Genomic DNA, 24,416 nt, shown 5'->3' on the forward strand with positions numbered 1-24,416 from the left:
ACCGGCCCCCGGGACCCTCAGCCGTGCCAGGAGCGCCAGAGCGCCGCGTACGCCCCGTCCGCCGCCACCAGCTCGTCGTGGCTGCCCAGCTCCGTGATCCGGCCCTGCTCGACCACGGCGATCACGTCCGCGTCGTGCGCGGTGTGCAGCCGGTGCGCGATCGCCACCACCGTACGGCCCTCCAGCACCCGGGCGAGCGACCGCTCCAGGTTGCGGGCCGCCCGCGGATCCAGCAGCGACGTGGCCTCGTCCAGGACCAGCGTGTGCGGATCGGCCAGCACCAGCCGGGCGAGCGCGATCTGCTGGGCCTGCGCCGGGGTGATCACCAGGCCCCCTGAGCCGACCTCGGCGTCGAGCCCCTGCTCCAGCGCCCGCGCCCAGCCGTCCGCGTCGACCGCGGCGAGCGACGCCCACAGCTCCGCGTCCTCGGCGTCCGTACGGGCCAGCCGCAGGTTGTCCCGCAGCGAGCCGACGAACACGTGGTGCTCCTGGTTGACCAGCGCCACGTGCGACCGCACCCGCTCCGTCACCATCCGCGACAGACGCGCGCCACCCAGCGTGACCTCGCCGGCCCGGGGCGCGTAGATCCCCGCCAGCAACCGGCCCAGCGTCGACTTGCCCGCACCCGACGGGCCGACCAGCGCCACCCGCGTGCCCGGCGCGACGTCCAGCGACACCCGGTGCAGCACGTCGACCCCGTCCACGTACCCGAAGCGCACCTCGTCGGCCCGCACATCCCGCCCGTCCGGGGACACCGACGCGTCCCCCGCGTCCGGCTCGATCTCCCGGACGCCCACCAGCCGCGCCAGCGACACCTGGGCCACCTGCAACTCGTCGTACCAGCGCAGGATCAGACCGATCGGGTCCACCATCATCTGGGCGAGCAGCGCACCCGTGGTGAGCTGGCCGACGGTCATCCACCCCTCGATGACGAACCAGCCGCCGAGCAGCAGGACCGCCCCGAGGATCGTCGCGTACGTGACGTTGATGACCGGGAACAGCACCGTCCGCAGGAACAGCGTGTACCGCTCCCACGCGGTCCACTGCTCGACCCGCAGGTCCGACAGCGCGACCCGGCGCGCCCCCAGCCGGTGCGCCTCCACGGTCCGTCCCGCGTCCACGGTCTCCGCCAGGGCCGCGGCGACCGCCGCGTAACCGGCGGCCTCCGAGCGGTACGCGGAGGGCCCCCGGCGGAAGTACCAGCGGCAGCCGATGAGCAGCACCGGCAGCGCCACGACGACCGCCAGGGCCAGCGGGGGAGCGGTGACGGTGAGGGCGGCGACCAGCAGGCCCACCCACACCACGCCGATCGTCAGCTGCGGGACGGCCTCGCGCATGGCGTTGGCGAGCCGGTCGATGTCGGTGGTGATCCGGGACAGCAGGTCACCCGTCCCGGCCCGCTCCAGCACGCCCGGCGGCAGCCGCACCGACCGGACGAGGAAGTCCTCGCGGAGGTCGGCGAGGATCTCCTCGCCCAGCATGGCGCTGCGCAGCCGCATCATCCGGGTGGCCACCGTCTGCACGACGAGCGCCAGCGCGAACACCACGGCGGTGCGCTCCAGACGCAGGTCGCGCACCTCGTCGGACAGATCCTCCACGAGGCCGCCCAGCAGGTACGGGCCCACGATGGACGCGATCACCGCGCACGTGTTGAGCAGGGTCACCACGAGGAACGGCTTGCGGTGGCGCCGCATCAGCTCCAGGACGTAGGCCCGAACGGTCGCGGGCCGGCCGACCGGCAGGGTGGCGGCGGTCTCGGGGGCCGCCGGGTCGTAGGCGGGGGGTACGTGGGCGGGAGCCGCCCGGGTGGGGGTGTCCTGGGCGGGCGGTTCCTGGGCCGGTGGGGCGACGCCGGTCATGGCCTGTCCTTTCATGCCCGTTCCTCGATTTCCTGGTGTGCTTCCCGGCCTTCGACGGCGCGCTCGCCGTGCTCCGGTGCGGCCGCGGCCTCCGCTTCGTCGTCGGTCTCGCGGGTGACGACGGCGCGGTAGCGCTCCTCGGTGCCCATCAGCTCGCGGTGCGTACCGACCGCCACCACCGTGCCGCCGTGCACCAGCGCCACCCGGTCGGCCAGGTCGAGGAGCAGGGGCGACGAGGAGAACACGACGGTCGTACGGTCCGCGCGCAGCGCCTTGACGCCCGCCGCGACACGGGCCTCGGTGTGCGAGTCGACCGCGGAGGTGGGCTCGTCCAGGACGAGCGTGTCCGGGTCGGTGAGCAGCGACCGGGCCAGGGCGAGCCGCTGGCGCTGGCCGCCGGACAGGGACCGGCCGCGTTCGGTGATCCGGGTGTCCAGCGGCTCGCGGCCCGGCTCGGGGGACGCCTGGGCCAGCGCGGCCAGCACGTCGTCGCACTGCGCGGCGGACAGGGCGGCCGCGGCCTCCACCTGTCCGGACGACGGAACGTCCAGCAGTTCGCGCAGGGTGCCCGAGAGCAGCACGGGGTCCTTGTCCTGGACGAGCACGGCGGCCCGCGCCGCGCCCAATTCCAGTTCGTCCAGCGGCACGCCGCCCAGCAGGACGGAGGGCGGCTCGGGGGCGTCGGTGTCCGGTGCCTCGGGCTGGGCGTGTCCGCCGAGCCGTTCCGCCAGCCGCCCCGCCTCGTCGGGGTCGCCGCAGACGACCGCGGTGAACGCGCCCCGCGGGGCCAGCAGCCCGGTGACCGGGTCGTACAGGTCACCGGCCGGAACGGTGTCGACGGTGGCCGGGCGGGTGTTCCGGCTCAGCGACAGCACGCGTACGGCGCGCTGCGCGGAGGGGCGGGAGAAGGAGTACGCCATGGCGATCTCCTCGAAGTGCCGCAGTGGGAACAGGGTCAGGGTCGCCGCGCTGTACACCGTCACCAGCTGGCCCACCTCGATCCTGCCGTCCCGCGCCAGCGAGGCCCCGTACACGACCAAGCCGAGCAGCAGCACGCCGGGCAGCAGCACCTGGACCGCCGAGATCAGGGACCACATCCGGGCGCTGTGCACCGCGGCCTCGCGGACCTCCTGCGAAGCGCGCCGGTAGCGGTCCAGGAACAGCTCCTCGCCGCCGATGCCGCGCAGGACGCGCAGCCCGGCCACGGTGTCCGAGGCGAGTTCGGTGGCCCGGCCGCCCTTCTCGCGCTGCACATCCGCCCGCCGGGTGGCACGCGGCAGCAACGGCAGGACGGACAGGGCGAGGAACGGCATCGCGACCGCCACCAGAACGCCGAGCGACGGAAGGTAGAGGACGAGCCCCACGCTGATGACGACGAGGGCCGTGGCGGCGGCCAGGAAGCGCGAGAGCGCCTCGACGAACCACCCGATCTTCTCCACGTCACCCGTGGACACCGCCACCACCTCGCCCGCAGCGACCCGGCGGGTCAGGAGCGAGCCCAGCTCGGCGGTCTTGCGGGACAGCAGCTGCTGGATCCGGGCGGCGGCGGTGATCCAGTTGGTGACGGCGGCCCGGTGGAGCATCGCGTCGCCCACCGCGGTCAGCACGCCCAGCAGCGCGGTCAGCCCACAGGCCAGCGCGAGCCTGCTGCCGGACCGGTCCACCACGGCCTGGACGGCGAGCCCCACCGTCAGCGGGTACCCCGCGATCGAGCACTGGTGCACCAGCCCCCAGAACAAGGACTTGAGCTGGCCGCGGATCTGATTGCGGCCCAGCCACAGCAGGAAGCGGGGGCCTGAACGGACGTCGGGATCGCCGGGGTCCGAGTACGGAAGATCGCGAATGTGCATGACATCCCAAAGGATCGGAAGAGGCCGGGCCCGCGAGGCGCCGCGAAAGCGCGTCGGGGCAGCACTGGGTTGCCCACGGGATACGCGGGCGGGGGAACCGGACCGCGCAAGCCTTGCCTGTCGCCGGGATCGCGGCAAACGGTTTTACGCGGCGGCGGATACGGGTGCGGCCTCAGGTGCTGCTGGGATGCGTCCGGGCCGCGCGCCCCGGACGGGCAAAGACGACGGGTAAAGATTCGGCACGCATTCGCCGGGGCCGCCCAGGGTGGACGGCCGCGTACATCGCCAGGTGCGAGCATGGACGGATGCGTATAGCCGGTGCGGTTCGGATGGTGGCCTCGGCGGCCGCCTGCGGTGTCCTGCTCACGACCCTGACGTCCTGCGGTGACGGACAGGACACGAAGAAGGGCGCCGCCGGCGAGCGGCCGGCCGCCGGAAAGGGCAGTACGAAGGCCCCCGTCAAGGACCTGAAGCGCATCCCCGATGTGGGCGACCGGCTCCAGTCGCAGATCCCGGCCGACTCGCGCCAGGTCGTCGCCGTCTACGGCGAGGGCAAGAACTCCGCGGACTCCACCGTCGTGCTCTACACCAAGTCCGGCTCCACCTGGGACAGGGCCGCCTCCTGGAAGGGCCACAACGGCAAGAAGGGCTGGACGCCCGACCACCACGAGAACGACAAGCGCAGCCCCGTCGGCGTCTACACCCTCAGCGACGCGGCCGGTGTCCTGCCCGACCCGGGCGCCCGCCTCCCGTACACGCAGACCGCCTCGATCCAGGCCCCGCACTACTGGGCCAAGTCCCACTGGCACGACTTCGACTACGTCATCGCCATCGACTACAACCGGGTCAAGGGCACCCCGCCCAACGACCCGACGCGCCCGCAGGGCCAGACCAAGGGCGGCAGCATCTGGCTGCACATGGACCACGGCAGCGGCACCTCGGCGTGCGTGAGCGTGTCCAAGCAGGCCATGGAGAAGCTGCTGCGCACACTCGACCCGAAGCAGCACCCGGTCGTCGTCATGGGCGACCGGGCCAGCCTCCGCGCCTGACCCGCACCGTCAGGCGGGGCCGGGGCGGGTCGCCCACTCCAGCTCCATCAGAGCCGAGTGGTACGAGCGGCCCGTCGCCCGGTCCATGCCGATCTCGCACATCCGGTTGGCCGAGAGGTACGCGTCGTACTCCCGGGACCGCACCTCGGCGGCCTCCTTGGCGGTCGCGGACGCAGTCAGCTCCTTGTGCAGCATCCCCCGGTCGCCCGCGAAACCGCAGCACGCGGCGTCGTCGGGGACCACGGCCTCGTCCGCGCAGGCATCGGCGATCGCGCGCAGCCGGTCCACATCGTCCAGATGCTCCATGGAACAGGTCGGGTGCAGCACGGCCGAACGGGACTTCCGCTCCACCGTCAGCTCCGGCAGCAGCTCGTCCGCGGCCCAGACCAGGGAGTCGACCACGGTCAGCTCCCGGTGCAGCGCCCGGTTGTCCTCGGTGAGATACGGGACCACCTCATGGGCGATGCCCAGCGTGCACGAGGAGGCGTCGACCACCAGCGGCAGCTTCCCGCCGGCCGTCCAGCCCCAGGCCGCTTCCACGATCCGGTTGGCCATCACGGCGTTGCCGGAGTCGTACCCCTTGGAGTGCCAGATGGTGGCGCAGCAGGTGCCGTTGACGTCGTCCGGGATCCAGACGGGCTTTCCCGCCCGGGCCGACACGGCCACCACCGCCTGCGGCAGCGACGGGCCGCGATGGCCGTCCGGGCTGCCGAAGATGCGATTGACGCAGGCCGGGTAGTAGACGGCGCTCGCCCCTGCCCTGGAGGTGCGCGGCAGCTTGCGGGGCGCGGCGCCGGGGATCTCCGGAAGCCACTCGGGGACCAGATCGGGGTGCACCGCCCGGCGGGCGAGCCGGGTGACGCCTTGCAGCAGCCGGTCGTCGACCCGGCTCGCCGCGGCGACGGCCAGCCGCGCCGCCGTCTCCGCCGTACGGAAGTGCTTGGCGGCGAGCGCGGCGACCCGCTCCTCGCGCGGAGAGTGCCGCTGGTGGCGGAAGCTCTTCATCATGGCGCCCGTGTCGATGCCGACGGGGCAGGCCAGTTTGCAGGTGGAGTCCCCGGCGCAGGTGTCCACAGCGTCGTAGCCGTAGGCGTCGGCCAGCCCCGTCTCGACGGGCGAACCGTCGGGCTGGCGCATCATCTCGCGGCGCAGCACGATCCGCTGACGCGGTGAGGTCGTCAGGTCGTGGCTGGGGCAGGTCGGTTCGCAGAAGCCGCACTCGATGCAGGGGTCGGCGATCGCCTCGACCTTCGGGATGGTCTTCAGCCCGCGCAGATGGGCCTTCGGGTCGCGGTCGAGGACGATCCGCGGCGCCAGGACCCCGTCGGGGTCGATGACCTGCTTCGTACGCCACATCAGCTCGGTGGCCTGCGGGCCCCACTCCAGTTCGAGGAAGGGGGCGATGTTGCGGCCGGTCGCGTGCTCCGCCTTGAGTGATCCGTCGAACCGCTCCACCGTCAGCCGGCAGAAGTCCGCCATGAAGGCGGCGTACCGGTCGACGTCGGACGGGCGGGCCGCGTCGAAGGCCAGCAGGAAGTGCAGGTTGCCGTGCGCCGCGTGACCGGCGACGGCGGCGTCGAAGCCGTGTTCGGCCTGGAGCGCGAGCAGCGCCTCGCAGGCGTCGGCCAACCGGGACGGCGGGACCGCGAAGTCCTCGGTGATCAGCGTCGTACCCGAGGGGCGGGAGCCGCCGACCGCGGTGACGAACGCCTTGCGGGCCTTCCAGTAACCGGAGATGGTGCGGACGTCCCGGGTGAACTCGTTGGTCACCGAGGTGACGGGCCGGACCAGCTCCAGCCGCCGCACCACATCGGCCGCCGCCCGCTCGCAGGCCTCCTGGCCCGCCTCGTCCGGCGCCCGGAACTCCACCAGCAGCGCGGCGGTCTCCTTCGGCAGCCCCGCCCAGTCCGAGGGGACCCCCTGCACGCTGACCGAGGCGCGCAGCGTGTTGCCGTCCATCAGCTCGACGGCGATGGCCCCCGCCTCGTTGAACAGCGGGACCGCCGCGGCTGCTGCCGTCAGCGAGGGGAAGAACAGCAGCGCCGTGGAGATCCGGCGGTCCAGCGGAAGGGTGTCGAAGACGACCTCGGAGATGAAGCCGAACGTCCCCTCGGAGCCGACCATGAGGCCGCGCAGGATCTCCACCGGGGTCGAGCCGTCGAGGAACGCGTCCAGCCGGTAGCCGTTGGTGTTCTTGATCTCGTACTTGGCGCGGATACGGGCCGTGAGCGCCGCGTCCGCCTCGATCTCCGCCTTCAGCGCCAGCAGCCCTTCGCACAGGCGGGGTTCGGCCCGGGCCAGGTCCTCGTCGGCCGCCGGATCGCCGGTGTCCACGACGGTGCCGCTCGGCAGCACGAAGGTGAGCGAGGAGACGGTCCGGTACGAATTGCGGGTGGTGCCCGCGGTCATGCCCGAGGCGTTGTTGGCGACGACCCCGCCGATCGTGCACGCGATGGCGCTGGCCGGGTCGGGGCCCAGCAGCCTGCCGTACCGGGCGAGGGCGGCGTTGGCCCGTACGACCGTCGTCCCGGGGCGGATACGGGCGCGGGCGCCGTCGTCCAGGACCTCGACGCCCGCCCAGTTCCGCCGGACGTCGACGAGGATGTCCTCGCCCTGGGCCTGGCCGTTGAGGCTGGTGCCGGCGGCGCGGAAGACGACGTTGCGGCCCTTGCCGTGCGCGTACGAGAGGATCGCCGAGATGTCGTCCAGGTCCTCGGGGACGACCACCACCTGGGGAACGAAGCGGTACGGGCTGGCGTCCGAGGCGTACTTCACCAGGTCGGAGACCTTCCAGAGCACCTTTTCCGCGCCGAGCAGGGCGGTGAGGTCGGTGCGCAGCGTCTCCGGCGTGCCCTGCGCCCGCGCGTCGGGGACGCGGTCGTGGGAGGGCGGGCGCACCGCCGAGGGGCGCAGTGTGTCGGGGTCCGGCTCCAGCAGCGGCATGGTGGTTCTCCTCGGCGGGCTTGTCGGTCCGACGGCTCGGCGCCGCGTCCCGTGACCGGTCAGCAGTGGCGCTCCGGCATTCCGTTGACCAGGGCGGTCAGCAGGTCGCCGAGCACCTCGCGCTGGTCGGCCGTCAATGGAGCCAGGATCTCCTCTGCGGCCGCCCGGCGCGCGTCGCGCAGCGAGCGGAGCGTGGCGATGCCCTCGTCCGTGATCTCGATCCGGACCACCCTACGACTGTCCGGATCGGGGACACGGCGCACCCTGCCGCTCGCCTCCAGGGCGTCGACCAGCGTGGTGACGGCACGGGGGACCACGTCGAGGCGCTGCGCGAGATCCGCCATCCGGGGCGGTCCGTCGTAATGAGCGACGGTGCGCAGCAGCCGGAACTGCGCGGGCGTGATGCCGATCGGCTCCAGCTGTCGGCCCTGGATGCGCTGGAGCCTGCGCGTCAGCCGCAGCAGTTGTTCGGCGAGCATGCCGTCGGGGTCGGGGGAGTCCATGGCAGGAACGGTATCAGGACTTCGGTCATTGTGAGTAGGGGTAACAATGAGCTATGCTCTCATTCGGCTCGACTGTCGCGGTCGCGATTCCCGCGTCCGGGCGGCCCCGCCCCGCACCGTTGCCGCCTTGTTGTCGCACGCCCGACGAAGGAGCTCATGAAACCCGACGAACCCACGTGGACACCCCCGCCCAAGGACGCCGCCCAGCCGCCCGCCGAGCTGCGCCGCATCCTCCGCCTCTTCCGCCCCTACCGCGGCCGCCTCGCGGTGGTGGGACTGCTCGTCGGCGCCTCGTCGCTGGTGTCGGTCGCCTCGCCGTTCCTGCTGCGCGAGATCCTGGACACCGCCCTCCCGCAGGGGCGGACCGGGCTGCTCACCCTGCTCGCCCTCGGCATGATCCTCACCGCCGTGATGAACAGCGTCTTCGGCGTGCTCCAGACCCTCATCTCCACCACCGTCGGCCAGCGCGTCATGCACGACCTGCGCACCGCCGTCTACACCCAGCTGCAGCGCATGCCGCTCGCCTTCTTCACCCGGACCCGCACGGGCGAGGTCCAGTCCCGGATCGCCAACGACATCGGGGGCATGCAGGCCACCGTCACCTCGACGGCGACCTCACTCGTCTCCAACCTCACCGCGGTCATCGCCACCGTCGTCGCCATGCTCGCGCTCGACTGGCGGCTCACCGTCGTCTCGCTGCTCCTGCTGCCCGTCTTCGTCTGGATCAGCCGCCGGGTCGGCCGGGAGCGCAAGAAGATCACCACCCAGCGCCAGAAGCAGATGGCCGCCATGGCCGCCACCGTCACCGAGTCGCTGTCCGTCAGCGGCATCCTGCTCGGCCGCACGATGGGCCGCTCCGACTCGCTCACCCAGGGCTTCGCCGAGGAGTCCGAGCGGCTGGTCGACCTCGAAGTACGTGCCAGCATGGCCGGACGGTGGCGGATGTCCACGATCGGCATCGTCATGGCCGCCATGCCGGCCGTCATCTACTGGGCCGCCGGCATAGCCCTGCAGTCCGGCGGGCCCGCCGTCTCGATCGGTACCCTGGTCGCCTTCGTCTCCCTCCAGCAGGGCCTCTTCCGCCCCGCCGTGAGCCTGCTCTCCACAGGGGTGCAGATGCAGACGTCCCTCGCACTCTTCCAGCGGATCTTCGAATATCTCGACCTCACCGTCGACATCACGGAGCCGGAGAACCCGGTGCGCCTGGAGAAGATCCGCGGCGAAGTCCGCTTCGAGAACGTCGACTTCAGCTACGACGAGAAGAGCGGCCCGACCCTCAGCGGCGTCGATGTCACCGTTCCCGCCGGAGCCGGACTGGCCGTCGTCGGCCCCACGGGGTCCGGCAAGTCCACCCTCAGCTACCTGGTGCCCCGGCTGTACGACGTGACCGGCGGCCGGGTCACCCTCGACGGAGTCGACGTGCGCGACCTCGACTTCGACACCCTCGCCCGGGCGATCGGCGTCGTCTCGCAGGAGACGTACCTCTTCCACGCCTCGGTCGCCGAGAATCTGCGCTTCGCGAAGCCGGACGCCACCGACGAGGAGATCGAGGCGGCGGCCCGCGCCGCGCAGATCCACGACCACATCGCCTCGCTCCCCGACGGCTACGACACCCTCGTGGGGGAACGCGGCTACCGCTTCTCCGGCGGTGAGAAGCAGCGCCTCGCCATCGCGCGGACGATCCTGCGCGACCCGCCGGTGCTGATCCTGGACGAGGCGACGAGCGCACTCGACACCCGTACCGAGTTCGCCGTCCAGGAGGCCATCGACGCACTCTCCGCCGGACGCACCACGATCACCATCGCCCACCGGCTCTCCACCGTCCGCGACGCCGACCAGATCGTCGTCCTCGACGGCGGCCGCACGGCGGAGCGCGGTACCCACGAGGAACTGCTCCGGCTCGACGGGCGGTACGCGGCACTGGTCCGCCGGGACACGGAGATGGCCCCGGTGGCGGGCTGACCGGGAGGCGTGCCCCGGGCATGGCGTCCCCGGGGCCGGGACCGGCGCGGGTTAGCGTGCCCGCATGGCGCACGAGCCCCCGGATGCCCCGCCCCCGGCCACCCCGCCCCGCCGCCGCCCGCGCCTCACCCGGCGCGGCCGCCTGACGCTGTTCATCGGCTCCCTGCTCGTCCTCGTCGTGGCCGCAGCGGTGCTCGTCCCCCTCCTCACGCGAGAACCGAAGACCCAGGAGGCGGCCCGCACGCTGCTGATCCCCGAGGGCCGTCGGGCGACCCAGGTCTACGCGGCCGTCGACCAGGCCCTCGGCGTACCCGCCGGCACGACCGCAGGGGCGGCGCCGACGTCGGACCTGCCGCTCCCGGCCGCGGCGAAGGGGAACCCTGAGGGCTACCTCTACCCGGCGACGTACCCGGTCACCTCCGCGACCACCCCGAAGAGCCTGCTGCGCTACATGACCGACACGGCGGGCCGCCACTTCGGCGCCGACCACATCACGGCGGGCGCCCGCCGCAACGACGTGACCGTCTACCAGACGGTGACCATCGCCAGCATCGTCCAGGCCGAGGCGGACACCGCGGCGGACATGGGCAAGGTCGCCCGCGTCATCCACAACCGCCTCGACCGGGGGATGCCGCTCCAGATGGACTCCACCCTCAACTACGCGTTGAACCGCAGCACCCTGGACACCACCACGGGCGACACCGAACTCGCCAGCCCCTACAACAGCTACGCCCACAAGGGCCTCCCGCCCACCCCGATCGGCAACCCGGGCGAACAGGCGATGACCGCGGCGATCAGCCCCACCCCGGGCCCCTGGCTGTACTTCGTGACGGTGGCCCCTGGCGACACCCGCTTCACGGACGACTACGCCGAGCAGCAGCGGAACGTCGCGGAGTTCAACCGGAACCGTGGGGGAGCGGGATGAGGCGTACGGGGGGCTCGCCCGGCCTTCAGGCGAAGGCGGGCACCTCTACACGTCCCGCAGGCGCGTCCCGCAGCAGCGCGACGATCTCCCGCACGGCGGCGCGTCCCGCGCGGTTGGCGCCGATCGTGCTGGCGGACGGGCCGTAGCCGACGAGGTGGATACGCGGGTCGCGGACGGCTCGGGTGCCCTCGACCTGGATGCCGCCGCCGCGCTCCCGCAGCCGCAGCGGGGCGAGATGGTCGATGGCCGCGCGGAAGCCGGTGGCCCAGAGAATGACGTCGGCCTCGATGTGGCGGCCGTCGTCCCAGGCGACACCGGTGGGCGTGATCCGGTCGAACATGGGAAGCCGGTCGAGCACCCCGGACTCCCGGGCGCGCCGGATGGCGTCGTTGACGGGCAGCCCGGTCACGCTCACCACGCTCTGCGGCGGCAGCCCGCGCCGCACCCGCTCCTCCACCAGGGCGACCGCGGCCCGCCCCTGGTCCGCCCCGAAGGGCTCTTCCCGGAAGACCGGCGGCCGGCGCGTGACCCAGTGCGTCTCCGCCGCCACCTCGGCGATCTCCATCAGATGCTGCGTACCGGAGGCGCCGCCGCCGACCACGATCACCCGCTGCCCGGCGAAGTCGTCGGGGCCCGGATAGCCGGCCGTGTGCAGTTGTCGGCCCCGGAACGTCTCCTGCCCCGGGTAGCGCGGCCAGAAGGGCCGGTCCCACGTCCCGGTCGCGTTGATCAGCGCGCGCGTCGCGTACGTACCCTCGGAGGTCTCGACCAGCAGCCGGCCGCCTTCGCCCTCGCGCACGGCGCCGACGTCGACCGGCCGGTGCACGTGCAGCCCGAAGGCGCGCTCGTACCGGTCGAAGTAGGCGCCGATGACCTCGGACGAGGGCCGCGCCTCGTCCGCACCGGTCAACGGCATGCCCGGCAGCGCGTGCATGCCGTGCACCTTGCCGTACGTCAGCGAGGGCCACCGGAACTGCCACGCGCCGCCCGGGGCCGGCGCATGGTCGACGACCACGAAGTCGCGGTCCGGCTCCAGACCGCTGTGCCGCAAGTGGTACGCGGCCGACAGCCCCGCCTGCCCGGCGCCGATCACCACGACGTCCACCGACCGCATCGCCACATCGTTCACGCTTCTACCAACTACGACCGGCCCACGGAACTTCCCGCGCGCCCGTCGCTCAGCGGAATCGGCCCAGCGGCGCGGCAGGATGGGAACCATGTCTTCTGCAGCCTTCACCACCACGGTCCTGCACCTCACGACGGGCTCGACGGAGACCGTCACCGACCTGACATCGGACTGCGAACAGTTCCTCGCCCGCGCGGCCTCCGGCCGCGACGGCCTGCTCAACATCTTCGTCCCGCACGCCACCGCCGGAATCGCGGTCCTGGAGACCGGCGCCGGCAGCGACGACGACCTCCTCTCCGCCCTCCACACGCTGCTCCCGGCCGACGACCGCTGGCAGCACCGCCACGGCCACCCCGGCCACGGCCGCGACCACGTGGTCCCGGCCCTGGTCCCCCCGCACGCGACCCTGCCGGTGATCGCGGGCCGGCTGGAACTGGGCACGTGGCAGTCGGTGTGCCTGGTCGACACGAATGTCGACAACGCGGACCGGCAGGTGCGGTTGAGCTTTCTGGGGTGATCGGGGGTCTGCCGGGGCAGAGGCTCACATGCCCGAGCCTTGGACCTGTTGTTCATATCTGGATGATGCGTCTAACCTGAACGGGCGCCGAGTGAGGGGACCGGGACCGTCCATGACCGACCAGCAGCCTTCAGACTTCGCCGCCCCCGTCCTCGTCGACCGGTCCGGCAGGCGCTACCCCCTGGACGACCCCCGCTGGCGGGGCGACGACGGGGGTCCCCTCGCCGTCAGTGCGCTGCCGGGGCTGCGGCCGGAGCAGATCGATACCGCCGAGCGGTCCCTCTGGCGCTACCGCGCCGCCCTCCCCGTCCCGGCCGGGCGCCGGGTGAGCCTGGGGGAAGGCTGTACGCCGATGATCCCGGTCGACTGGGCCGGTCGGCGGGTCCATTTCAAGCTGGAATGGTTCAATCCGACGTCCAGTTTCAAGGACCGGGGCGTATCGGTGATGATCTCGCACCTGGTGGCGCACGGCGTCGATCGTGTGCTGGAGGACAGTTCGGGGAACGGCGGCTCCGCGGTGGCCGCGTACGCCGCCGCTGCCGGTATCCGCGCCAAGATCCTCGTTCCCGCCGCCACCTCGGCGGCCAAGGTCCTCCAGACCCGGGCGTACGGAGCCGAGATCGAGCTCGTGGAAGGCACCCGCGACGAGGTCTCGGAGGAGGCGATCCGGCAGTCGCGGCGGATCCCCTATGCCAGCCACAACTGGCACCCCATGTTCATCCAGGGCACCAAGACCGTCGCCTACGAAATGTGGGAGTCCCTGGGCTTCACGGCGCCCGACAACGTGGTCCTCGTGGCCGGCGCCGGCAGCAACGTCATCGGCTGCGACCTCGCGTTCGGCGAACTCCTCGACGCCGGACAGATCGGCAGGCGCCCGCGCCTCTTCGTCGGGCAGCCCGAGCACTGGGCGACCATCGCCGACACGTTCAACGGCGTCGCCCCGGGCCACCGGGGCGAGCGGGTGCCGACGATCGCCGAGGGCGCGTCCATCGCCCGCCCGGTCCGGCTGCCCGAGGCGGTGGCGGCCATCCGGCGCTCCGGCGGCGCCGCGTACGCCGTTCCCGAGGCGGAGGTCCATGCCGCGGTACGTGCCCTGAGCGCGCGCGGCCTGTACGCCGAGCCGACCAGCAGTGTCGCGGCGGCGACCCTCGACCACTTCATCGCGTCCGGTGAGATCGCTCCGGGCGAGACGACCGTCGTCGTGCTCACCGGCGCGGGCCTCAAGTCCGCCGAGAAGATGGCCGCGGTGTTCGCCGGCGACGGTGACGGCGACCGGGACGCGGGCGGCGCTCGATGACCCGGCCCACCGGCGATGCGGACGACGAGCACCTGGTACGGGAGGCCGAGCGCATCGCCGTCGCCGTCGGGCGCATGTTTCCCGGGCTGTGCGAGGTCGTCCTCCACGATCTGCGCCGACCCGACCACGCCATCCGCGTGATCGAGAACAACCTGTCAGGACGGCAGGTCGGCGACCCCGCCACCGAACTCGGCCTGCGCCGCATCGCGGACCCCGACTACCCCGGTACCGTCCAGAACTACAGCAACCGGTTCCCGGACGGGCGACCCGCCAAGAGCACGTCGATCGGCATCAAGAACGCGGAGGGACGCTATGTCGCGGCCCTCTGCCTGAATCTGGACGTCAGTACGCTCTCGCCACTGGCCCTGACCCTGGCCAACCTCGTCGCCACGGACGCCGAACACCGGGGCGCGGCACTGGAGACACTGCGCGACCGCGGCGGCCGCGAACTCCGTTCGGCCATCGACGCGTTCGCGGCGGAACGCGCCAGCACACCGCGCGGCCTGAACCGGGAGCAGAAGCGCGAGCTGGTCCGGCGGCTGCACTGCGACGGGTTCTTCGAGGCCCGCAGCTCCGCCCAGCTCATCGCCGACCAGTTGGGCGTCTCGCGGGCGACCGTCTACAACTACACGAAGTAGCCGTGCCGACAAGCAAGGGATCCATGATGAGTGAACCGGCCAAGCCCCAGGTCGAGGTGCCGGAGGGCGCCGCGCCCACCGAGTTGACGACCCGGGACCTGGTGGTCGGGGAGGGGCCGGAGGCGCTGCCGGGCAGGGTGGTCCAGGTCCACTACGTCGGGGTCGCGTTCGCGTCCGGGAGGGAGTTCGACTCCTCCTGGGAACGGGGCCGGCCGTTCAAGTTCGCCGTGGGCGGCGGCAAGGCCATCAAGGGCCTGGACCGGGGCGTGCGGGGCATGAAGGCCGGCGGCCGACGCGAGATCATCGTTCCCCCGCGTCTCGGCTACGGCAAGCAGTCGCCCTCCGCCTTCATCCCGCCGAACTCGACCCTGATCTTCGTCGTGGACCTGCTCACGGTGGTGGGGCCGGGCGGCTCCACCGGACCGGCCTGAACCCCGGCGCTCCCTACCGGCCGCCCCGCCGCCGGCGCGCACGCTCGAACTCGGCATAGTCCGACATCCACGGGCCCAGCCCGTCGAGCGCGGCGCAGCCGCCACGGACGAAGGCGCTCACCAGGCTCCGGTACCCGCTCATCCCGTCGACCAGGCCGTACTCGACCCGGTACTCCGGATCCGCCCCGCCCGCACCCTCGCGCACGGTCGTGATCCGGGCGACGGAATCCGCGGAGAAGTGGACCTGGATCCCTTCGCCCCTCTCCTCGTCCTCGATGGTGAAGACCTCGTTGCCCGACGCGACGCGATCTTCGACGAACTCCCAGAACTCCACGGCGGGGATACGGGGACTGCCCGGGCGCCACTTCTTCTCGGCGCCCTTGTCGTCGGTGAACGACAGGCGCGTGCGGCCGCCGGCAGCCTCCTCGTAGGCTTCCAGGGGCGTGCTCCTGGCGCGGCCGGCGGCCTCGGAGCACATCAGGAAGCCCACTGTGCTCACCGCCTCATCGGCGAGTCCCGGGTGTGCCCGCCGTACGGCCGACTCGACCGCCGTCGCCATCCGTTCCCAGTCCCGCTTGTCCGTGCCGCGCTTGCCCCGCCGCGGATCGCGGCCGATCCGGAGGCCGCCGCACGCGTGCTCGGCGGTGGCGATCACCCGTATGACCTCGGGCAGCAGCGCGGCGTCGACGGCGTCGGGCAACCGTTTCGGAATCGTCGCGCCGTGCACGTACTGACCCGTGTACTTGAGAACCGCCGCGTCGAGTGGCCCGAGTACGATGCCGCGCTCGGCGCGACGGCGTTGCGCCTGGTACTCCTGGGTCCGTGTCACGTCGGACGCCTCCGTCGCCGTACGCATCGCCGCACAGACCTGCCCCCGTTCGAGCGACTCGACGCCGGCCCCATGCGCGACGAGCCGGCCCTTGTCCCAGGGGATGCGCCGGAAGTGCGCGTCGACGTCGGCGGGCGCGGAGAGAAGGACCGGGTCCAGGAGCGCGACGGCGGCGTCCTCGTCGAGCCGGCCCCGTGTCCCGGCGGCGTCGCACCGCGGAAGAACCGCACTCCACAGCAGCAGATGCCGGCCCAGGTCCTCCCGGATCACCGAGAGGTGCCGTTCCCCGATCGGGAACGTGAAGGTCCGGGGCTCGTGATGGGCATCCGCCCCGGCCCCGAGCATCAGCTTCAGCACGCCGTCCTCGCGGACGACGCTCGGGATCCAGCCGCTCCCGCGCGTGAAAACGACCTCGCTCATGAGCGCAGTCTTCCCCACCCGGCCGGGCTCCTAGGAGGAGGTGGAGCCGACGTCCGGTCCGCCGTCCAGCAGGAAGGACCGGATGTGGGCGCTGAGCTGGGCCGGCTGGTCCTCGGGGATCAGGGTGTAGCTGTCCTCGATCTCCACGAGCCGGCCCTTGGGCAGGAGCTCGGCGAGCCTGCGCCCGTGCTCCGGGGGCATTACCTTGTCCTCCGCCGCCCACACCACGAGGGCGGGCCGGTCGAAGTCCCGCAACTTCTCCGCCCAGCCGAGCAGTTCGCTCTTCGGTGGGACTCCCAGCACGTACTTGCGCAGGTCCCGGCGGATCTCCTTGGAGGTCCACAGCGGGGTGAACCAGGCGTTCATCACCTCGTGCGGGACCGGCCGCTTGCTCATCCAGCCCCAGGTCACGGGCAGTCGGCGCATCGGCTTCAGCTTCAGCAGCTTGAAGGCGAGGTTGATGCCGCCCGGCAGCTTCGCCGAGGTGAACAGGTTGCTGCCCGGCACGCCCGGCGGGAAGTTGTCGAACGCCTCGCACGACGTGATGACGAGCCGCCCGATCCGCTCGTCCCTGCCCTCGGAGACCAGGGCCTGCGCACCGCCCCAGTCGCTCATCACCAGCGTGACGTCGCGCAGGTCGAGCCGGTCGAGGAACTCGGCGACCAGTCGGGCCACGCCCACGATCGACAGGTCGGCGTCCGGGCGCATCGGCCGGCGATGGCCCCCCAGCGGCAGCGTCGGCACCACACAGCGGAAATCGGATCGCAGAGGCTCCACCACATTCCGCCACAGGGAACCGTCCATCGCGACGCCGTGCAGCAGGACCACGACCGACCCCTCACCGCCGGTGTCCAGATACTCGACCGTGCCGGCCGAAAGGTCTACCTCAGCCATGTCACCTCTCCTCGGAGTCGGGAACCCGGTGGCTCGTGCGGTCGATTCCCGGCCCTCTCCCCGTGCATGCGTTCTCCAACTCCCGGAGGAATTCGTCGCCGCAAGGGATTCGGGCAGGCGTAATAGGCGCAATCGGTATTCCCTCTTCACGTCTCTTGCACTGTACCCCCGCTGGTGAGACATCCGACCGGGGCCCCGGGTCCCGCGAGAGGGGTGGATGCGCGGGGGAATTCTCTGCCCGTGTGACGGAATGCGAGCCGGGGCGAAATCAGGCCAAGGTGGAGTTTTCGATAAACGGAATTGACGACTCCGTGCGGAAATCCGTCGTATTCGGGGCCCGGTGGCCCAAAAAGCTTCCCGCCGTGGCCGGATCCCGTGTCGCCGCCGTCGCCGGTGTCCGGCCCGAATGCGTCGTCCGCAACGGGGAGCCGGGCGGCGGTCTGGGCATCGCGGCCGAGTGGATCGAGCGCCGCGCCGGCGTCTGCCTGTGCGCGTGCCGGACCATTTCGGTCGGACGGATCGGCGGCACCGGGAACACCGGGTCCGGTCGGGGCGGTTGCACCGACGGGGAGCGCGGTGGGTCCGCCGCGCCTCCGTACCGCATGCTTGTTTCCGCTGGAGGAATGTGTGATGACTGACCGGCCGCTGACCCTCATGGCAGTGCACGCCCACCCCGACGACGAGGCCACCGGGACCGGGGGCGTGCTCGCCCGGTATGCGGCGGAAGGCATTCGCACGGTGCTGGTGACCTGTACCGACGGCGGTTGCGGTGACGGACCGGGAGGCGTGAAGCCGGGCGATCCCGGGCACGACCCGGCGGCCGTCGCCGTGATGCGGCGCCGGGAGCTGGAGGCCAGTTGCGAGGTGCTGAAGATCAGCGACCTGGAGACGCTCGACTACGCCGACTCCGGGATGATGGGCTGGCCGGCCAACGACGCGCCCGGCTCCTTCTGGAGCACGCCAGTGGAGGAGGGCGCCGCGCGGCTCGCCGAGCTGATGCGCCACTACCGCCCCGATGTGGTCGTCACCTATGACGAGAACGGCTTCTACGGCCACCCCGACCACATCCAGGCCAACCGCATCACGATGGCCGCCCTGGAGATGACCGAGCTGACGCCGAAGGTCTACTGGACGACGGCACCGCGCTCGATGATGCAGCGCTTCGGGGAGATGATGCGCGAGTTCGGCGAGGACCTGCCGGAGCCCGACCCCGAGGAGGCCGCCGCGATGGCGGAGATCGGCCTGCCCGACGACGAGATCACCACCTGGGTCGACACCACCGCGTTCAGCGGTCAGAAGTTCGACTCCCTGGCCGCTCACGCCAGCCAGGGCGAGAACATCTTCTTCCTCAAGATGGGCAAGGAGCGGTTCGGCGAGCTGATGGGCATGGAGACCTTCGCGCGGGTCAAGGACACCACCGACGCCCCTCTCCCCGAGAACGACCTCTTCGCCGGGCTGCGCTGACGCCTGGCCCTTGGGCCGCGTCCTTCCGGATCACACCCGGCCGGGTGTGATCCGGAAGGCGTACTCAGTGCTCGCAGAGGGAGAACTCCCGCTCGAAGAGCTGCTCGTTGTGCTCGTCCACGAAGAACTTGCGCTCCCGCATGAGCTCTTCGCGGTACGTCTTGGCCTCTTCGAGCGTCATGGTCGACGTCTCGGCCCAGGGCTGCTGCGGAGGCACGTCGGCGGTCGAGACGATTGTCTCCGACGGGTCCACCAGGAAGAACGCCAGGATCTTGCGGTGCCCGGCACGGCTCGGGTCCGCGAGGCGGAACGAACCCACGCGGTGCTGAAGGATGTTGGGGAACGCCAGACAGCGGCCGGCCGGGGTCGAGGCGGAGCCCAGTACCTGGTTCAGCGCGCCCTCGTTCTCCAGGCCGTACACCTCACGCACGCCGGTGTAGTCGCTCTGCTCGTAGTCCGGATCGTCGACCGCGGTCCGGAAGCCCAGCCGGCTCTCCGTGATGTTCTCGCTGTCCCAGTAGTAGATGCCGGTCGAGACGATCCGCTCGTTCAGCATGCCCTCGACGTGCCAGGAGCCCCCGGCGTACTCGGGCTTCTCCGGCGTCAGACCGATCGTCGCCAGCTTGGTGATGACCTGGAGCCGGCGTCCTCGCAGACTGACCGGGGAGTCGTCGCACGGCTCGGGCGGGGTGTACTCCGGGGCGTCCGGGACGGCCGGGCGACGGTTCTCGTACCAGTCGTCCTGGGCTTCCTCGTGCGCCTCGACCGCTCGCTCGTACGCTTCCTTGTCGCTGAAGTCGTCCTCGTCCGGGTACTCCGGCTCCGGGCCGTACCAGCCGTACGGGTCGGCCTCGATCCGCAGGGGCCGCGTGCCGCGCAGATCGGTGAGCACGTTCTCCCACAGCGGGAGCATCCGGGTGAACAGCTCCGGCAGGACGGCGGCGAGCTCCCGATGGTCCTCGGGGTGGACGTTGTTCACGTACGAACGGAAGACGGCCTCGCCGTCCGCGCTGACGTCGACGTCCGTGGGCAGCCACTGGAACCGGTCCGAGAACTCGTACTTCGAGTAGCGGTTCGTCGGGTTCTCCCAGGCCCGCTCCGGACCGCCGCTCACGTCCCGTACCAGGCAGAACAGCGAGGGATGCACCAGGTCCAGCACCTGGCCGTCCGACCCCGGATGCCAGTCCTTCGCCGCCTCGGGGACGTCCTCCAGCACCCGGACCGCTTCACGCAGCCGCGACCGCAGCTCCTCGTCGATCAGCGTGTCCGACTGCCAGACACCGTCGACGGCGGACACCTCTATGCCGGTACGGGCGTCCCGCAGCCGCGCGTAGTACGCGAGTTCGGCCAGCACGTAGCGCACCTGCGCCTCGGTGAGGCCCTGGTCGATCGCCTCCCGGGTCCACTTGGCGGCTATGGCGGTGTCGTGCATCTTCTCGAACCATCCCGGCTTCGCCCGAAGGTGCGCACTGCACGCGATCATCTCCAGCTCGCGCAGGGTCCGGGGCGCCGCGGACGTATGGGAGCGGGAGGTGTGGAACGGCAGCGGAAAGGCGGACAGGCCAGTCAACTCTCTTGGTCCTTCCAGGCGGTGAGTGGTGGCCGGAAGACTACGGGAGCCCGCTGACACGACCCCGGACACGGGTCAGGGCCGGCGCAGGGCCAGGAGCGTCGCGTCGTCGGTGCAGTGGGGACCGTCCAGGCGGGCCACGAGCCGTTCGACGTAGTCCTGGAGCCCGGCGTGGCCGGGGCCCGGCGCGGCCTCCCGGAAGCAGCGCTCGGCCGCGTCGAGGAAGCGGAGCGTGTCCTCCTCGGGGTCGGCGGGACGGCGTTCGGTCAGCCCGTCCGAGTACATCAGGACGATGTCGCCGGTCTCCAGCGTGGTCTCGGTGGCGCTGTAGGACGTGCCCGGCAGCACGCCCAGGGTGAGCCCCGGCCCCCCGGCGGGCGCCGGCAGCTGACCGGCGCGGCCGTCACGCAGCAGCACCGGGCGCGGATGCCCGGCGCAGGTCCAGCGGAGCAGGGTGCGCTCGGGGTGGTAGCGGGCGATGATCGCGGTGGCGGTGGACTCCCTGTCGTCCGCGCAGGCCACCTCGTTGAGCCACTGCGTCAGCCGCTCCACGGGCTCCGAGGTGTACGCGAGCCCCGCGAGCGCGTAACGGAGTTTGGCCATCAGGGTGACCGCCTCCAGGCCGTGGCCCCGGGCGTCGCCCAGCGCGAGCAGCAGACGCCCGTCGGGCAGCCCGCGGGCCTTGTACCAGTCACCGCCGACCCCGGCCCCGCGCGCGTCGGGGCGGTAGACGGCCGCCGCCTCCAGACCGTAGCCGTCCAGCTCGTCCTGGAAGTGGGGCAGCACCGCGTCACGCAGGACACCGGCGACCTCCGCGACGGCCTCGGCGCGCTCGTGCTCGCGGCGCGCGTCGTGCTCGGCCCGCCGTGCCGCCTCCCGCCTGCGCCGGTCCGTGGTGACGTCGATCAGGACGGCCCGCAGGGCCCACACCAGCCCGCCGGGCGCGATGCGGACGGGCTCGGCGACCATGCGGAAGACGCGCGCGCTGCCACGGAAGCGCAGCTCGCACTGGGTGACGCGCTTACGCAGGAGCACGTCGTACAACGCCTGGTACAGCGTGGGCAGGCAGTCCGGTGTGGTGGCGGCGGCCAGATCGGCCAGGCTGGGCACCGGGACGTCATCCGCCAGGCCGAGCACCTGGCGGAACCCCCGGGAGGGCTGGATGCCGTCGTCGGCGAGATTCCACTCCGCCCAGCACGTGCGCACCAGCTGCTGGGCCGCGGCGGCCATGGTGAGCCGGCCGCCCGGCTCCCAGGTGAGCAGGAAGTGGTCGCCGCAGGGTGCGATCCGGACCTCCGCGCTGATCCGCACCGGCCCGGTGCGCGTGTTCACCAGCCACTCCACCGTGTCGCTCAGCTGCGGTGCGCCCCGGCGGTGCGCGTCGGCCAGCATGCGCGGGATCGCCGTTGCGGCCAGGGAGGGGACGCGTTCGAAGAGCGAGACCGGCCCGGTCCACGGAGGCAGGGCCTCGCCGGGGAACCGGGAGGCCGCGTAGGCGCGGGCCGTGGCGTTGCGGGCGAGGAGGACGACGTCCCGGATCTCGCCGTCCTCGCCGAGCTCCGGGGTCAGCAGCAGGGCCGCCACCGGGAGGGCGTCGAGCACGTCCTGACCCGAGGGCGGGGGAGCGGCGACGGTGTGCGGGGGCGGGGGCCCCTCGTCGGGGGCGGGGGCCCCGTAACGCTCGGCGTACCGGGTGACGCGCCGGCGCTGCGCGTCCAACAGTGCCCGGACCGCCTGGAGTTCCAGACGTGCGCGTGTGCTGCCCGCAGGAGCGGGTTCGTCCACGGGCATGTCGGGCCTCTCGTTGCGGGTGTACGGGCGGCGCCGGAACAGCATCGGGGCGGGGGAGCGGGGGCGCCACTCGGTGTACGCCGGGTGGCGGCTGCCCGGCCACCGGCTCGGCTCAGGCGGCGACGGCGAGCGGCCGGCTGTCCACGGAGTCCAGGAAGAGCACCACGGTGAGCAGCGCGCCGCTGGTCGCCGGGCAGATGCCGTACCGGGTCAGCTGCTCGTCCAGCTCGGCCAGGCGCCGGCGCCCCTCGGGCATCCCGGCGCCCCCGGCGGCCAGGACCGCGGCGGCGTCCTCCTTGACCATGCGCAGCGCGAGCGGTCCCTTGTCGCGTATCACCCGCTCGTCGTCCGTGGCCGCCATCAGCGTCAGGAGCGCGTCGAGCTGCGCGGTCTCCTCGGCCACGCCCCGCGCCCGGGCCGCGCGGACGGCGGAGAGCGCTGCCTCGGTGGTGGTGAGGCTGTGCCACTTGGCGCGGCCCGACAGCAGCCGGTAGTCGTCCCGGAAGTCGCCGGACGGTTCCGCCCGTTCGTCGAGGACGAGGGCCTGCGCGCAGGCGTCCCGGGGGCCCTCGGCGCCCTGCGCCCACGCGGCCGTGAGCAGGCACAGCGCGCGGGCCGCCACATCGGACCCGTGCAGGGACGCGGTGTGGGGCACCTCCTCCTGGGCCGCCCGGCAGGCGGCGGCGAGCCGGCCGGTGTCCGCTCCGGCGGCGGCGGCCTCGCGCAGCGGGCCGTGGAGCCGCACCCCGACGTCGACGAGCGAGGAGAACACCGAGTTCGCCGGGGTCTGCGCGGTGCGGCAGTCCGGCAGCCCCGGCTTGGGGGTGAGGAACACCTCGCGGGTGAAGGCCGCGACGGCGAGGTCCGCGAGGCCGTCTGCGTCGGTCCGGGGCAGGTGCTGAGAGGGCATGCGTTTCGCTTCCACTGGGCGGTGCGGGCGGACGGGTCCGGCACGGGGCCGGGCTCACAGGGTGATGCCCGCACCTCTCGGGTGGGAAAACCGGGACGAAGGGCCATAAAAGCCACATAAGTCGCCAGTCCTCGTCAGTGCTTCCCCCCCCGCCGGTCCCGCGTACCGCCCAGTGGCGGGCCGGCGTCAGCCCGTGGCGCAGGAGACGGTCGGCCAGGTCCAGGTGCCGTTGGTCTGGATCGTCAGCCCCCAGTTGTTGCCGCTGCCGTTGGGCTTCGCGGTCAGCACCTGGGCGCCGGGGTAGGAGGCGCTGACGTTCCAGGTGGTGAGGACCCGTTCCGGGGAGGGGAGGCGCAGGGTCACCGTCCAGTTGGACGAACCCGTGACGGCGACGTTGAGGTTGTAGCGGTCGCCCCAGCTCTGGCCGGCGGACAGGGTGGCCGTGCAGCCGCCGGTGTTGCCGCCGTCTCCGCCGCCGTTGCCGCCGTCGGGCGCGACGGCGCGCCCGGTCTGCGGCGAGATCATGCCGGAGCACAGACCCCGGGAGGCGAGCGACTGGGCGATGCGCGGGATGGCGGCCAGGGTGTTGGCGGGCCACTCGTGCATCAGGATGACCTGGCCGCTGGAGAGGCGTGACACGGCCTGGACGATCGCGTCGGTGCTCGCCCCGTTCCAGTCCTGCGAATCGACGTCCCAGATCACCTCCGTGAGCCCGTACTTGGCCTCGACGGCCTTGAGGGTGGCGTTGGTCTCCCCGTACGGCGGCCGGAACAGCTTCGGTGTGCCGCCGCCGGCGTTGGCGATGGCCTGCTGGGTCCGGGAGACCTCCGAGTCGATCTGGGCCTGGCTCTGCTGGGTGAGGTGGGGGTGGGTGTAGCTGTGGTTGCCGACCCACATACCCGCGTCGACCTGGGCCTTGACCTGCGCCGGGTACGAGGCGGCGAACTGGCCCTCGTTGAACATGGTGGCCCGCAGGCCGTTCTGCTTGAGGGCGTTGAGCAGGGCGGGGGTGTGGTCGTTGGACGGGCCGTCGTCGAACGTCAGGCCCACGTAGCCGTTGCAGGTGGCGGCCTGGGCCGGGGCGGCGGCCGTGGCGGTCAGTCCCAGGGAACTCGCCGCGGCGAGCACGAGCCCCGCCGCCAGGGCGGCCGGGCGGCGGTGGAATCGGAGACGCATGAGGGGGTCCTCCAGATGAGGGGAGTTCCGGCCGCACGGGCGGCACGGCCGGGCCTGAGCACGGAGTTTTTGGGCCGCCTCCGGCGACTGTCAATAGTTTCGGCAACTGTTTCGAAAGCGTCGGTCTCGTACGGTTCCGGCTTGTGCTGCAACGGTGCACGTCAGATGGTATGCGGTGCCGTTCCCGGGAGTGCGGCTGCGGCGGTAGGGGCTGCGGTGGCGTCGCGGCAGGAGCTCGCACGGCGAAACTTTCGAGTCCTCG

19 protein-coding genes are annotated in these 24,416 nt (G+C 72.2%); 8 read left to right on the top strand and 11 right to left on the bottom strand.

Going from position 1 to position 24,416, the window contains the following annotated elements; all coding sequences use genetic code 11:
• Positions 1 to 17: 17 nt before the first annotated feature.
• Positions 18 to 1,859 (bottom strand): ABC transporter ATP-binding protein, encoded by a 1,842-nt coding sequence (locus ABZ565_RS17405; protein WP_361026993.1) that lies wholly within the window; start codon positions 1,857 to 1,859, stop codon positions 18 to 20.
• A gap of 11 nt (positions 1,860 to 1,870) precedes the next feature.
• Positions 1,871 to 3,709: an ABC transporter ATP-binding protein gene (locus ABZ565_RS17410; protein ID WP_361026867.1), complete on the bottom strand. Its 1,839-nt coding sequence runs from the start codon at positions 3,707 to 3,709 to the stop codon at positions 1,871 to 1,873.
• A gap of 329 nt (positions 3,710 to 4,038) precedes the next feature.
• Between ABZ565_RS17410 and ABZ565_RS17415 the strand changes: the two genes are divergently transcribed.
• Complete coding sequence (locus ABZ565_RS17415; protein ID WP_361026996.1) at positions 4,039 to 4,758, top strand: L,D-transpeptidase family protein; 720 nt, start codon at positions 4,039 to 4,041, stop codon at positions 4,756 to 4,758.
• A 9-nt stretch (positions 4,759 to 4,767) separates the two neighbouring features.
• Here the strand turns inward: ABZ565_RS17415 and ABZ565_RS17420 are convergent, their stop codons facing one another.
• Positions 4,768 to 7,701 (bottom strand): FAD-binding and (Fe-S)-binding domain-containing protein, encoded by a 2,934-nt coding sequence (locus tag ABZ565_RS17420; protein ID WP_361026870.1) that lies wholly within the window; start codon positions 7,699 to 7,701, stop codon positions 4,768 to 4,770.
• 59 nt (positions 7,702 to 7,760) lie between these two features.
• The gene (locus ABZ565_RS17425) at positions 7,761 to 8,204 is read right to left on the bottom strand and encodes a MarR family transcriptional regulator (protein ID WP_361026873.1); all 444 of its coding nucleotides are present in this window, start codon (positions 8,202 to 8,204) and stop codon (positions 7,761 to 7,763) included.
• Positions 8,205 to 8,360: 156 nt separating this feature from the next.
• Here ABZ565_RS17425 and ABZ565_RS17430 point away from each other — a divergent pair, with 156 nt between their 5' ends.
• Positions 8,361 to 10,166 carry an ABC transporter ATP-binding protein gene (locus ABZ565_RS17430; RefSeq protein WP_361026876.1) on the top strand — a complete coding sequence of 602 codons (1,806 nt, stop codon included), beginning with the start codon at positions 8,361 to 8,363 and terminating at the stop codon, positions 10,164 to 10,166.
• 64 nt (positions 10,167 to 10,230) lie between these two features.
• Complete coding sequence (gene mltG / locus ABZ565_RS17435; protein WP_361026879.1) at positions 10,231 to 11,091, top strand: endolytic transglycosylase MltG; 861 nt, start codon at positions 10,231 to 10,233, stop codon at positions 11,089 to 11,091.
• A 25-nt stretch (positions 11,092 to 11,116) separates the two neighbouring features.
• Here mltG and ABZ565_RS17440 read toward each other — a convergent pair whose 3' ends face one another.
• A complete protein-coding gene (locus ABZ565_RS17440; RefSeq protein WP_361026999.1) occupies positions 11,117 to 12,205 on the bottom strand; it encodes an NAD(P)-binding domain-containing protein in 1,089 nt (362 codons plus the stop codon).
• A 103-nt stretch (positions 12,206 to 12,308) separates the two neighbouring features.
• Between ABZ565_RS17440 and ABZ565_RS17445 the strand changes: the two genes are divergently transcribed.
• The 4 genes from ABZ565_RS17445 (at position 12,309) to ABZ565_RS17460 (ending at position 15,100) form a co-directional block, all read left to right on the top strand.
• Entirely contained in the window at positions 12,309 to 12,734 is a 426-nt protein-coding gene (locus ABZ565_RS17445) for a YjbQ family protein (protein WP_361026882.1), read from the top strand.
• Positions 12,735 to 12,846: 112 nt separating this feature from the next.
• Complete coding sequence (locus ABZ565_RS17450; protein WP_361026885.1) at positions 12,847 to 14,031, top strand: pyridoxal-phosphate dependent enzyme; 1,185 nt, start codon at positions 12,847 to 12,849, stop codon at positions 14,029 to 14,031.
• Positions 14,028 to 14,669 carry a PAS domain-containing protein gene (locus ABZ565_RS17455; protein ID WP_361026888.1) on the top strand — a complete coding sequence of 214 codons (642 nt, stop codon included), beginning with the start codon at positions 14,028 to 14,030 and terminating at the stop codon, positions 14,667 to 14,669. Before ABZ565_RS17450 ends, ABZ565_RS17455 begins: the two co-directional genes overlap by 4 nt.
• 26 nt (positions 14,670 to 14,695) lie before the next feature.
• Positions 14,696 to 15,100, top strand: a complete 405-nt coding sequence (locus tag ABZ565_RS17460) for an FKBP-type peptidyl-prolyl cis-trans isomerase (RefSeq protein ID WP_361027002.1) — start codon at positions 14,696 to 14,698, stop codon at positions 15,098 to 15,100.
• Between the two features lie 13 nt (positions 15,101 to 15,113).
• Here the strand turns inward: ABZ565_RS17460 and ABZ565_RS17465 are convergent, their stop codons facing one another.
• On the bottom strand, positions 15,114 to 16,349 hold the full coding sequence (locus ABZ565_RS17465) for a DUF6357 family protein (protein WP_361026891.1): 1,236 nt from the start codon (positions 16,347 to 16,349) through the stop codon (positions 15,114 to 15,116).
• A gap of 30 nt (positions 16,350 to 16,379) precedes the next feature.
• A complete protein-coding gene (locus ABZ565_RS17470) occupies positions 16,380 to 17,243 on the bottom strand; it encodes an alpha/beta hydrolase (protein ID WP_361026894.1) in 864 nt (287 codons plus the stop codon).
• Between the two features lie 630 nt (positions 17,244 to 17,873).
• Here ABZ565_RS17470 and ABZ565_RS17475 point away from each other — a divergent pair.
• The gene (locus ABZ565_RS17475; RefSeq protein WP_361026897.1) at positions 17,874 to 18,707 is read left to right on the top strand and encodes a PIG-L family deacetylase; all 834 of its coding nucleotides are present in this window, start codon (positions 17,874 to 17,876) and stop codon (positions 18,705 to 18,707) included.
• Between the two features lie 64 nt (positions 18,708 to 18,771).
• Here the strand turns inward: ABZ565_RS17475 and ABZ565_RS17480 are convergent, their stop codons facing one another.
• The 4 genes from ABZ565_RS17480 to ABZ565_RS17495 form a co-directional block, all read right to left on the bottom strand.
• Complete coding sequence (locus ABZ565_RS17480) at positions 18,772 to 20,277, bottom strand: DUF4246 domain-containing protein (protein ID WP_361026900.1); 1,506 nt, start codon at positions 20,275 to 20,277, stop codon at positions 18,772 to 18,774.
• A 75-nt stretch (positions 20,278 to 20,352) separates the two neighbouring features.
• Positions 20,353 to 22,068 (bottom strand): PP2C family protein-serine/threonine phosphatase, encoded by a 1,716-nt coding sequence (locus ABZ565_RS17485; protein WP_361026903.1) that lies wholly within the window; start codon positions 22,066 to 22,068, stop codon positions 20,353 to 20,355.
• Positions 22,069 to 22,180: 112 nt separating this feature from the next.
• Positions 22,181 to 22,978: a triphosphoribosyl-dephospho-CoA synthase gene (locus tag ABZ565_RS17490; RefSeq protein ID WP_361026906.1), complete on the bottom strand. Its 798-nt coding sequence runs from the start codon at positions 22,976 to 22,978 to the stop codon at positions 22,181 to 22,183.
• 186 nt (positions 22,979 to 23,164) lie between these two features.
• The gene (locus ABZ565_RS17495; protein ID WP_361026909.1) at positions 23,165 to 24,154 is read right to left on the bottom strand and encodes a polysaccharide deacetylase family protein; all 990 of its coding nucleotides are present in this window, start codon (positions 24,152 to 24,154) and stop codon (positions 23,165 to 23,167) included.
• Positions 24,155 to 24,416: the final 262 nt, after the last annotated feature.

The organism is Streptomyces sp. NPDC016469 (genome assembly GCF_040632905.1).
GTDB lineage: Bacteria > Actinomycetota > Actinomycetes > Streptomycetales > Streptomycetaceae > Streptomyces.

What these genes read in the sequence shown, in the direction of transcription:
- mltG (WP_361026879.1), top strand. Translation starts at nt 10,231, where the DNA reads ATGGCGCACGAGCCCCCGGATGCCCCGCCCCCGGCCACCCCGCCCCGC.
- ABZ565_RS17430 (WP_361026876.1), top strand. Translation starts at nt 8,361, where the DNA reads ATGAAACCCGACGAACCCACGTGGACACCCCCGCCCAAGGACGCCGCC.
- ABZ565_RS17485 (WP_361026903.1), bottom strand. Translation starts at nt 22,068, where the DNA reads ATGCCCGTGGACGAACCCGCTCCTGCGGGCAGCACACGCGCACGTCTG.
- ABZ565_RS17415 (WP_361026996.1), top strand. Translation starts at nt 4,039, where the DNA reads ATGGTGGCCTCGGCGGCCGCCTGCGGTGTCCTGCTCACGACCCTGACG.
- ABZ565_RS17450 (WP_361026885.1), top strand. Translation starts at nt 12,847, where the DNA reads ATGACCGACCAGCAGCCTTCAGACTTCGCCGCCCCCGTCCTCGTCGAC.
- ABZ565_RS17490 (WP_361026906.1), bottom strand. Translation starts at nt 22,978, where the DNA reads ATGCCCTCTCAGCACCTGCCCCGGACCGACGCAGACGGCCTCGCGGAC.
- ABZ565_RS17475 (WP_361026897.1), top strand. Translation starts at nt 17,874, where the DNA reads ATGACTGACCGGCCGCTGACCCTCATGGCAGTGCACGCCCACCCCGAC.
- ABZ565_RS17405 (WP_361026993.1), bottom strand. Translation starts at nt 1,859, where the DNA reads ATGACCGGCGTCGCCCCACCGGCCCAGGAACCGCCCGCCCAGGACACC.
- ABZ565_RS17440 (WP_361026999.1), bottom strand. Translation starts at nt 12,205, where the DNA reads ATGCGGTCGGTGGACGTCGTGGTGATCGGCGCCGGGCAGGCGGGGCTG.
- ABZ565_RS17425 (WP_361026873.1), bottom strand. Translation starts at nt 8,204, where the DNA reads ATGGACTCCCCCGACCCCGACGGCATGCTCGCCGAACAACTGCTGCGG.
- ABZ565_RS17420 (WP_361026870.1), bottom strand. Translation starts at nt 7,701, where the DNA reads ATGCCGCTGCTGGAGCCGGACCCCGACACACTGCGCCCCTCGGCGGTG.
- ABZ565_RS17495 (WP_361026909.1), bottom strand. Translation starts at nt 24,154, where the DNA reads ATGCGTCTCCGATTCCACCGCCGCCCGGCCGCCCTGGCGGCGGGGCTC.
- ABZ565_RS17410 (WP_361026867.1), bottom strand. Translation starts at nt 3,709, where the DNA reads ATGCACATTCGCGATCTTCCGTACTCGGACCCCGGCGATCCCGACGTC.
- ABZ565_RS17445 (WP_361026882.1), top strand. Translation starts at nt 12,309, where the DNA reads ATGTCTTCTGCAGCCTTCACCACCACGGTCCTGCACCTCACGACGGGC.
- ABZ565_RS17470 (WP_361026894.1), bottom strand. Translation starts at nt 17,243, where the DNA reads ATGGCTGAGGTAGACCTTTCGGCCGGCACGGTCGAGTATCTGGACACC.
- ABZ565_RS17455 (WP_361026888.1), top strand. Translation starts at nt 14,028, where the DNA reads ATGACCCGGCCCACCGGCGATGCGGACGACGAGCACCTGGTACGGGAG.
- ABZ565_RS17460 (WP_361027002.1), top strand. Translation starts at nt 14,696, where the DNA reads ATGAGTGAACCGGCCAAGCCCCAGGTCGAGGTGCCGGAGGGCGCCGCG.
- ABZ565_RS17465 (WP_361026891.1), bottom strand. Translation starts at nt 16,349, where the DNA reads ATGAGCGAGGTCGTTTTCACGCGCGGGAGCGGCTGGATCCCGAGCGTC.